The organism is Arthrobacter sp. UYEF20, from assembly GCF_040546335.1.
In the GTDB taxonomy this organism is placed as follows: domain Bacteria; phylum Actinomycetota; class Actinomycetes; order Actinomycetales; family Micrococcaceae; genus Arthrobacter.
In genome coordinates, this window is the sequence record NZ_JBEPNP010000002.1 from 355,788 (window position 1) to 364,527 (window position 8,740).

The window sequence follows — 8,740 nt, forward strand, 5'->3', positions numbered from 1 at the left end:
GACAAAGGCAGTCGGCCGGCCTTTGCGCATCCAGTGACTAATTCAGGGGACCTGCTCCGGGTCCGCAGTCCGCGCCTTGCATGCCTAACCGATGCGCCGTACGTGCCGATAGCTAGGTGTAGAACCCGCCCACGGAATCGAAGCGTCGGATGATTCCATATCGAAAGCATGGTCTCGAAATGGCGAATGTCTGGCAACGATCGGCCGCCGGCGGGAAATACCTTACTGCGGTGATTGCCTCCACCTTGGTGCTGTTGATGGCGGGGACTTCGGCTCACGCACTGTCACCAGGCGTCGCCACCGAGGCAGCGCCGGCTTTTGCGGTGCCTGTGGGGTTGAAATCCACGGCTCAGACGGACACCTCGGTGAGTTTGTCCTGGGTGAAGTCGGCGAATGTGCCGCGGTACCGGGTGCAGGTGTACAGCAAGGCGGATATGAGTGACTCGCTGTATTTCCGGTTCACCGATTCTGCGGCGGAGATCAAAAATCTGCTCAAGAGCACCACGTACAAGTTCCGGGTCCGGGGGATAGCCGATGACGGCACGACGCTGACGGGGTATTCGGCTCCGGTATCGGCGACGACGGCGGCAGCGCCCGCGTTCGCGGTGCCTGTGGGGTTGAAATCCACGGGGCAGACGGATACCTCGGTGAGTTTGTCCTGGGTGAAGTCGGCGAATGTGCCGCGGTACCGGGTGCAGGTGTACAGCAAGGCGGATATGAGTGACTCGCTGTATTTCCGGTTCACCGATTCGGCCGCGGAGATCCGCAACCTGGTCAAGAGCACCACGTACAAGTTCCGGGTCCGGGGGATAGCCGATGACGGCACGTCGTTGACGGGATATTCGGCTCCGGTGTCGGCGACGACGGCGGCAGCGCCCGCTTTTGCGGTTCCCGGCGGTCTGAAGGCGAGCGCCACAAGCCACAGCTCCGCGAAAGTCTCCTGGAACCCTGTCGCAAACGCGGTGGGCTACCGGGTGCAGACTTTCAGCAAGGCGGACATGAGCGACTCGGGCTTCACCCGTTTCACCGCCTCGTCCGGCACCATCAACGGACTCAAGCCCGAAACAACGTATTTTGCCCGGGTGCGCGTCATCGGCGCTGCAGGTGAGAACGTGACATCGTATTCGCCAACGGTGACATTCACTACGCCAGTTGACCCCTATCCCACCCCCACGGGGTTTAGCGCAACATCCACGCACCGGACAGTGAACCTGAAGTGGAACGCGGTGCCCAATGCTCCGGGATATCGAGTGGCTGTTGCCAGCCGCCCGGACATGTCGGATGCCACCTGGCGTCGCTACGCCGGCATTACGGCAACCGAAACGCGGGGGCTGAACCCCTCGACCACGTATTACTTCCGGGTTCGGGTCATCGACGGCGCCGGGGTGTCACTCAGCGCCTACACCCCAGTCCTGTCCATAAAGACCCAGCCGCTGCCGCCGGCCCCGGCGCCTCTGGTGTCCCCGCTCACCGTGGCGAGCTTCAACATCATGTGCGCCAACTGCGTCTCGGAGGATGACGAGAATCCGAATGCGCTTTCCTGGGCCGGGCGGCGCGGAGCTGTTGTGAACACCATCAAGTCGCGAATGCCCGACATTCTCGGTGTCCAGGAAGCCTCTCAGGGCTGGCTCGATGAGCCGGGGCACATCGGAGGGCTCTCACAGTTCGAGGACCTGCTGCAGAGGCTGAAATCTTCGGGCGCGCAATATGAGCTCACCAACACGCAACGGAACAACTGCGTAAACTCCACGACGCCGGATGGCTGCGTTTTCCAGGATCGGGGGGCCTCGCAGGGAACGCGGATCTTCTACAACCCCGCTGCTGTACAAATCATCCGGTCGGGTTCCAGCGCGCTGCCGACGAGCAGCGTCCCGGAAAACCGGCGCTATTTCGCCTGGGCCGTTGTGAAGCAGAAATCTACAGGCAAAACCTTCTTCTTCGGTGACACGCACTTGTCCTCCAGCAAGGCTGCCGGCTTCTACGAGCTGCGAAAGAAGCAGGCTGAAGCCATCGTCTCGGTGATTAGGACGCAAAACACGGCCGGCCTGCCCGTTGTTGTCACCGGCGACTTGAACTCCAGCAAATGGCTGGAACCGTCAAACGCCCCCTACGACGTCCTCACGGCAGCAGGACTGGTGGACCCCCTCGGTAACGACTACCTGCAGGAATTCCCGAGTATGGGCGCAACGGCAGAGAAGCGAATCAACACCTACCTGAACAGCTGGAATGGCCTGGGGACCGTCCCGAGGGCCAACGCCAATCCGGCCGCCAACGGAACCTACATCGACTACATCTTGACGTCCAAGATGCGCGTATCCCAGTGGGAGACTGTGGCCAACCTTGACGCAAATGGAAATTACACCGGCGTATTTCCTTCCGATCACAACATGGTTGTGGCGAACGTGGGTCTGCCGTAACTGCATCATGATGGACACAACGGCCCCTTCATAAGTCCTCGACTTCGCATAGTCACGAGCTTGAATCTCTCACGTGGCGTTCGTGGTTCCTGATGAAATCCACTGCCCCGTGAAAGATCAGACCCATGTCTGGGCGCCTCTGGGCATAATACGGGCTGGTGATAAATGGCCGTGTTCTTCGCCTCCACTTTCGCCGTCTTTACGTGACGCGATCAAACGCGCCGGCTCAAGCACCGACCCATGACCTGCGGGCGGCCCTGGCAACTGAGATACACGAAGCGGGGTCAGCGACTTCGTAGTGAAGCGCAGCATACGGCACTCGAAAATGGACATCACTACGATCCATCTGAAGCTCCGGCCCGAGGGCGTCCGGCAAGGCATCGACCAGCTGCCCGCCATCACGCTGCCCGAGAGATCGTGGCGCCCCCGGCTACCAGCCGCGGCCTGAGAACGAATCCTGGCCAACAAAAGCTGATTCCCCCGGACAAGCGGAGTTGTTCTGGAGCAACATCGATTGCGTCGGCTGGTCCGTTCCCGGTTCTGGTAGCTTCTTGCGCGGCGGAGTGTCCGTTGTTGCCAGCGTCTTCACGTCTGACCTCCATGAAGCGATTGCCGAGGCAAGACTCCGTGCGTAGTAGGATTGTGAGTCACACATCAACCAGGGGAGAGCCTTGACCAGCCAACTTGAAGCCATGTTAACGCCCTTCGCGGCCATCTCTGACCACCTCGCGGAGCAGAACAAGCTGCTCGCGGATGTAGCGTCCCAGCTGAAAACTCAGACAGAGCTGGCAACCAAGACACATTGGGAAGCGAACAAGGCGCGCCTCACGGTGGAGAGCTTGAAGACCATTCTCGGAGCCGCGCTGCTCAGCCAAGTCCGTGCGGCGATCATCCCCAAGCAATTGGGGTTCATGGAGACGCTGGATCTGATCCGGGATGAGGAGTTGAGCTTCGCGCGCTTCGGCGACGGGGAGTTCAGGATGATGACCCGGCTCGACTTCAACGTGTCGTTCCAGAAGAACTCCGCTCGCCTTCAGCAGGGTTTGAAGGCAGCCATTCAAGGTGAAGGAGCTCCGAAGCTCTTGGTCGGTATGCCTAACGTCTTCGTTGATCTTCACTGGACGACGGTTTACCACGAGGTCTGGGATCAGGTTGAGCCAATGCTGGATGCCACCGACCGATTCGGCAACAGTCATGTGTCCCGGCCCCTCATGTTCCAGGCGTTCGGTCAGGAGGCCGTCGAGGGCTGGAAATCTTTGTGGGCTGGCAAAAACGTTGCCATCGTGACGGGGCACGGTTCCCGGTTCGATTTGGAGCCGGCTTTGTTCGACAGTGTCGCTTCAACGCGCTTCGAATATTCCATGCCGCGGGATGCATTTAACGACATAGAAGACCTTAGCCGGCGCCTCGCGGATGGCAAGGACGATCTGGTCCTCATCTCCCTGGGACCGGCGGGTACGGTCTTGGCTCACCGGTTGGCGCAGCTCGGCAAACGCGCCTTGGACATCGGACACCTGAGCAGCAGCTACAACAACGTAATTAACGGTGGTGCTTTCCCCGAGCACACACCTATCGCACGAAGCTGAGCGGGACGACGCGCAGATGACCAAAATGCCCTTACCCTTCCCGCGGTGAGGGCATTTTTCTGCTCTGGCCGGGGCCGCGACGCGGGTGCGGCAGAGATGAAAGGCGCGGGCGTCGGCCTCGGTCTGGTCAAACCTCGCGCCGTCATCGTATCCGCTCCCGCAATCGCCTGCTGTATGCCTGGCGGATACCTTCAGAACCTCAGAACCCCCACGTTTACGTTGCCATGTTCGGTGGTCTGCCCGAGCATCCAGGGCTGGGAATGTCCGTCCGCCAGGCCGAAGCGCTAGCGTAACTTCGGGCTAGCCAGGGCGTCGGTCTCCACCGAGATTCTGATAGACAAGTTCTACTGCGACTATGACCGGCACACTTTGCGGCTCATGGACCGCCTTGGGGAGCTCATCACGCTCCGCAGCCTTCACCACGACTTGGCCGGGCAATCCGTCTACCCCGCCGACGCTGAGTACACTGCCCGCTTGGGACTGGCGAGCCGTGGGATTAGGTGCATGTTAACGACAGGAACGCCGAGGTCCAGCGCGGCTACGAGGGCGGGGAATACAAACACTTCGTCTGGTGGCGCGGGCGGAAGGTTAACTTCGTCGACCACATGCGGGGTCGCACACGGCTCCGGCGGGAATGGCATGACGAGGCGGGCGCGGTGTGCAAAGTCGAGATGATGAATGCCGACAACAAGCCCGAGGTCAAACGCTACATCCGCCGCGATGGGACCTGTTATATGGAGGAGATCGTGGGCCCCTGTTAACGCCAACCGAAAATAGGGCCAGAAACGCCAACTGAAAACAGGGCCACCGACCATTATGGAAGGTGATCAATTTGGATGATTGGGCGGAGATACGCCACCTGTTTTCGACGGGCAAGCACTCGAAGCGTGAGATCGGCAGGATCGTGGGAGTTTCCCGCGGAACGGTGGACCGCGCGCTGGAGTCGGACCGGGCGCCGAAGTACCATCGGGCAGCCGGAGTGTCGAGTTTCGATGCGTTGCTCCCAGGGTGCGGGAGCTGTTGGTGAAGACGCCGACGATGCCGGCGGCGACGCTGGCCGAGCGGGTGGGTTGGTCCGGGTCGGCGTCGCTTTTCCGGGCGAAAGTCGCCGCGATCCGGCCCGAATACGCCCCGCCTGACCCGGCGGACCGGCTGGTCCACGAGCCGGGGTTCCAGGTCCAGTGCGATCTCTGGTCTCCCCATGAGCCGCTGCCCGTCGGTGCGGGCCAGCACGACACGCCACCGGTGCTGGTGATGACCTCGGCGTTCTCGGGCTTCATCCAGGCACGGATGCTGCCGTCACGGACGACGCCGGACCTTCTGGGCGGGATGTGGACTCTGCTGCAGGACGCGCAGGCGGTTCCGTCCCGGCTGTTGTGGGACAACGAGTCCGGCATCGGCAGGCGCCGGCCCACGGAGCCGGTGGCCGCGTTCGCCGGCTCCCTGGGGCTGGAGATCAAGCTGCTTCCGCCGCGGGATCCGGAGTCCAAGGGCATGGTCGAGCGGATGAACAGGTTCTTCCGGCAACGCTTCATGCCGGGCCGGGATTTCCGCTCCCCAGCGGATTTCAACGGCCAGCTGGAGGACTGGCTGCCGAAGGCCAATCACCGGTATTCCAGGTCCCGCCACGGCCGCCCTGATGAGCTGATCGTCCTGGACCGGGAGAGGATGCGGGAACTGCCGCCGGTGACCCCGGAGGCGGTGTTCCGCAACGCGGTGCGGCTGCCGCGGGATTACTACGTGCGGGTGTTCTCCAACGACTTGCGGCCGTGGACCCGTCGTTCATTGGGCGGATCGTTGATGTCACCGCGAGGGTGTCAGATGGGTTGTGTAAGGAACGCGGTCTCTGATTTATTGGAGAATCATGATGGCTACTACCGAACACGAATTGGACAAGGTCGATTCGCTGGCTGCGAAGGTCGCTGCCGCCGGCGACATGGAGTCGTTCAAGGCCTCCGGGGCCTTCGATGAACTGATGGCTCTTCAAGGTTCCCGGGGAATGTTCTGCTGAGATGATTGCTCATGCTGCCGTCCGGGCTGCACTTCTCAAGAGGATACGCGATTTGTAGTTGTCCGGGTTCCGGTCAGGGCTAATGCAAAGTCGCAGGTAGGGGGCCGATTCGGGCGAGTTTGAGGGCGCGGTTGGCGTTTCTTGCGGTGTGCCTGGTGGCTTTGGCGATGTTGGTGGTTTTGGCTATCCGGTAGAGGCTGATGGCCAGGTTCCGCAAGGAGGCCATGAGACGGGGCGCGTTGCCGCTGCGCACCATCGACTTGTCCTCCCGAAACGTCACGTCACGGGTCCAGTGCAGTCGGTTTTCGATCGTCCAGTGCCCACGAACCATGGTGTTCAGCTCGGCTGCGCTGGCTGTTTCTGCCGGCAGGGACGTGATGATGTAGACCGTTTCAACGCTCCACTTCGTGCCGTTGATCCTGCGTGATCGGCGGGTGATCTGCGCAGCCTGGGCGGCATGCGGGAAGAGGATGCCAGCGTCGACCGTGACGACCTTGACGGTCCGGGAACCTGTGGGTCCATGACCCTTGTAGCGCTGCTTGTTGCCGACCGGGACGGCCTTCCATGGCAGGTTCTTGAGCTGTCGTTGCAGTGCCCTCTGGTTCCCCTTGACGGTCAGCACATAGTGGGCGCCGCGCTTGTGCAGGTATTCCGCATGGGAGCGCTGTGTATGAAGTGCGTCCGCCGTTACCACCATGCCCGTAAGGTTCTTGATCGTGTTCAAAAGGTCCTCAAAACGGGTGATCTCGTTGGTCTTGACGCCGATGCTCACTTGGCCCAAAACCGTGCCGGTGCCGTGGTCCACGGCGGCCATCAAATGCACCCGGCCCCCGCCGCCATTCTTGGCCCCGCGGACTTCCTTCCCGTCGATGGCGATGACCTTGGGTTTGACCTGGGCGATGACCCAGACGCCGAAGGCGGTATCGAAGACATCCCCGTCAATCTTGGCCAGCACCCGCTGGAGCGTGGTCACGTGCGGGACACTGATCCCGGCGTTCGCCAGCGGCTCACGCCCGGTATCGGCAGCCCAGTCAGCGATCTCGGCGAACGATTTCGCCCCGGTGAGCACCGCGCAGATCGCCAGGGCCAAAATCCCGGTCAGTCCGTGCCTGATGCCCCTGCGCTTTCTTGGATCTGGGATGGAGTCAAGGACTTAGCGCATCGTCCCCGGCGTCAACAGCCGCTTTGCCTGTTCCGGGACACCCTCCAACTGGCGGGAAGGGTCTCAATAGTGGAAGATGGCATGCAGGAACTCCTGGTAAACGATGATCTAGACAATCACCATGTTTAACAGGAGTTCCCCTACTTTAAAAGTGTGATGTCTCGGGACATCGGTGACAGTTCGGGCTCAGGACATTGGTGACACTCGATGTCTCAGGACATCGGTGACGCTTCCCCGTGCATGGTTTATTTGCGGAAGCGGGTGCGGGCCTTGCTGATCCCCACGTAAGCGGTGCCTTCGGGTGGCCAGAAGTACTCCGCAATGACCTCACCTTCGGTACTGGCGAACACGATGCCTTCAGGGTCCCAATCAGCGATGACGATTCGACTACCCATCCGCTTGGTCAAGGAGAACAGGGTCCTGCCCATACTGACGACGCCGTTGGGATAGACACGTAGCTTCTGGCTACCGGTGACTGCCGGGTGGGCAATGCTGCCGCTGATTTTCTGGGACGGGTCGGTCTCCTGAGGTGTAGGTGCCGGCAGCGCTGTGGTGGTGCGCCCTGCTGTTTCCGTACCGGCGGCCACCACGGGTTCGGTAGCGCCTGGAAGCTGAGCCACCGGCCCCGGGGCCCGAGGTTCGGGAAGAACCGACACGGGTTTCGGCCTGGGTGCTTCGGCAATGGCTGTGGCGTCCCACGACTGCTGTGGGGTGATGCGCCCGGGCAATCCTTGGTGCGGACGCTCGGTGTTGTAGATCAGGTCAAACCGGTCGACCTGGGCTTGGAGCTCTCCGTGGGTCTGGGCCAGGGGCTGCTTGTCCAGCCACCGGAACAAAGTCTGATGGAACCGCTCGTTCTTGCCCTGGGTGGTCGGTTTGTATGGTTTGCCGGTGATCGGCTCGACGCCGAGCGAGGACACGTAGGTGACCAGCTGGCCTTCCCACCCGCGACGTGAGGGATTCAGAGCCGCCCCGTTGTCGGTGAGCAACCTTTGCGGCACACCATGAGCACCGATGCCCTTTTTCACGACCGCCAGGGCCGCCTCACTGGTTTCGCCGGACGCTACGTGGGTGGCGAGTGCGCGGCGTGAATGATCATCTTGTAGTTGGAAGATCACGCACTTGCGCCCACCGGTGAGCACGTACTCGGTGGCGTCCAGTTGCCAGCACGCGTTCGGGGCCGGATAGACGAACCTGCGGTACGCGGCCCGAGGCTTCTTCTTCGGCTCGAGCCGGGCCACGTTCTTCTCCCGAAAGATTCGTGCCAGCGAGGCTATGGACGGGGCCTGCATCTTCAGGGACACCATCTTGTCGTGCACGCTGATCGGCCCATGATCCAGCCCGGAGGATTCCAGCGCGGCCCGCACCTGCAGCGCGTCTTGCTTGAGGTCCTCGGTGAGTTTCGTGGGTGAGGTTTTCGGGCGGCGTGAGCGTGGCTCCAGGGCTGCGGCCTGGCCTTCATCGCGTGCTGCGCACGTCAAGTTTCTGAGACAGTTTCATCGTTTTATTTCGGTTACGCTGCCAGGGATTCCTGGTCGCGGATCTGGTGGGCTGTGAGGGCTGC

General features: G+C 61.7%; 7 protein-coding genes and 1 pseudogene. 6 read left to right on the forward strand and 2 right to left on the reverse strand.

All coding sequences use genetic code 11. The features are described from left to right. Positions 1–257: 257 nt before the first annotated feature. The 6 genes from ABIB26_RS04120 (at position 258) to ABIB26_RS04145 (ending at position 5,974) form a co-directional block, all read left to right on the forward strand. On the forward strand, positions 258–2,417 hold the full coding sequence (locus ABIB26_RS04120) for a fibronectin type III domain-containing protein (protein ID WP_354239864.1): 2,160 nt from the start codon (positions 258–260) through the stop codon (positions 2,415–2,417). Positions 2,418–2,742: 325 nt separating this feature from the next. Then, complete coding sequence (locus tag ABIB26_RS04125) at positions 2,743–2,865, forward strand: hypothetical protein (RefSeq protein WP_354239819.1); 123 nt, start codon at positions 2,743–2,745, stop codon at positions 2,863–2,865. Between the two features lie 223 nt (positions 2,866–3,088). Beyond that, the gene (locus ABIB26_RS04130) at positions 3,089–4,003 is read left to right on the forward strand and encodes a GT-D fold domain-containing glycosyltransferase (protein WP_354239821.1); all 915 of its coding nucleotides are present in this window, start codon (positions 3,089–3,091) and stop codon (positions 4,001–4,003) included. 500 nt (positions 4,004–4,503) lie between these two features. Further along, positions 4,504–4,764 carry a hypothetical protein gene (locus tag ABIB26_RS04135; RefSeq protein WP_354239823.1) on the forward strand — a complete coding sequence of 87 codons (261 nt, stop codon included), beginning with the start codon at positions 4,504–4,506 and terminating at the stop codon, positions 4,762–4,764. Between the two features lie 62 nt (positions 4,765–4,826). Continuing rightward, positions 4,827–5,030, forward strand: a complete 204-nt coding sequence (locus ABIB26_RS04140) for a helix-turn-helix domain-containing protein (RefSeq protein ID WP_354239825.1) — start codon at positions 4,827–4,829, stop codon at positions 5,028–5,030. Beyond that, positions 5,027–5,974: an integrase core domain-containing protein gene (locus ABIB26_RS04145; protein WP_354239827.1), complete on the forward strand. Its 948-nt coding sequence runs from the start codon at positions 5,027–5,029 to the stop codon at positions 5,972–5,974. Before ABIB26_RS04140 ends, ABIB26_RS04145 begins: the two co-directional genes overlap by 4 nt. A gap of 119 nt (positions 5,975–6,093) precedes the next feature. Here ABIB26_RS04145 and ABIB26_RS04150 read toward each other — a convergent pair whose 3' ends face one another. Together ABIB26_RS04150 and ABIB26_RS04155 are read right to left on the reverse strand one after the other, a co-directional pair. Then, a complete protein-coding gene (locus ABIB26_RS04150; RefSeq protein ID WP_354239866.1) occupies positions 6,094–7,155 on the reverse strand; it encodes an ISAs1 family transposase in 1,062 nt (353 codons plus the stop codon). Between the two features lie 266 nt (positions 7,156–7,421). Beyond that, positions 7,422–8,645 (reverse strand): annotated as a pseudogene (locus tag ABIB26_RS04155) (integrase core domain-containing protein); the annotation flags it as partial. Between the last annotated feature and the right edge of the window lie 95 nt (positions 8,646–8,740).

Excerpts from the sequence above, each read along its gene's own strand:
- ABIB26_RS04120 (WP_354239864.1), top strand. The coding sequence starts at position 258 with ATGGCGGGGACTTCGGCTCACGCACTGTCACCAGGCGTCGCCACCGAG.
- ABIB26_RS04125 (WP_354239819.1), top strand. The coding sequence starts at position 2,743 with ATGGACATCACTACGATCCATCTGAAGCTCCGGCCCGAGGGCGTCCGG.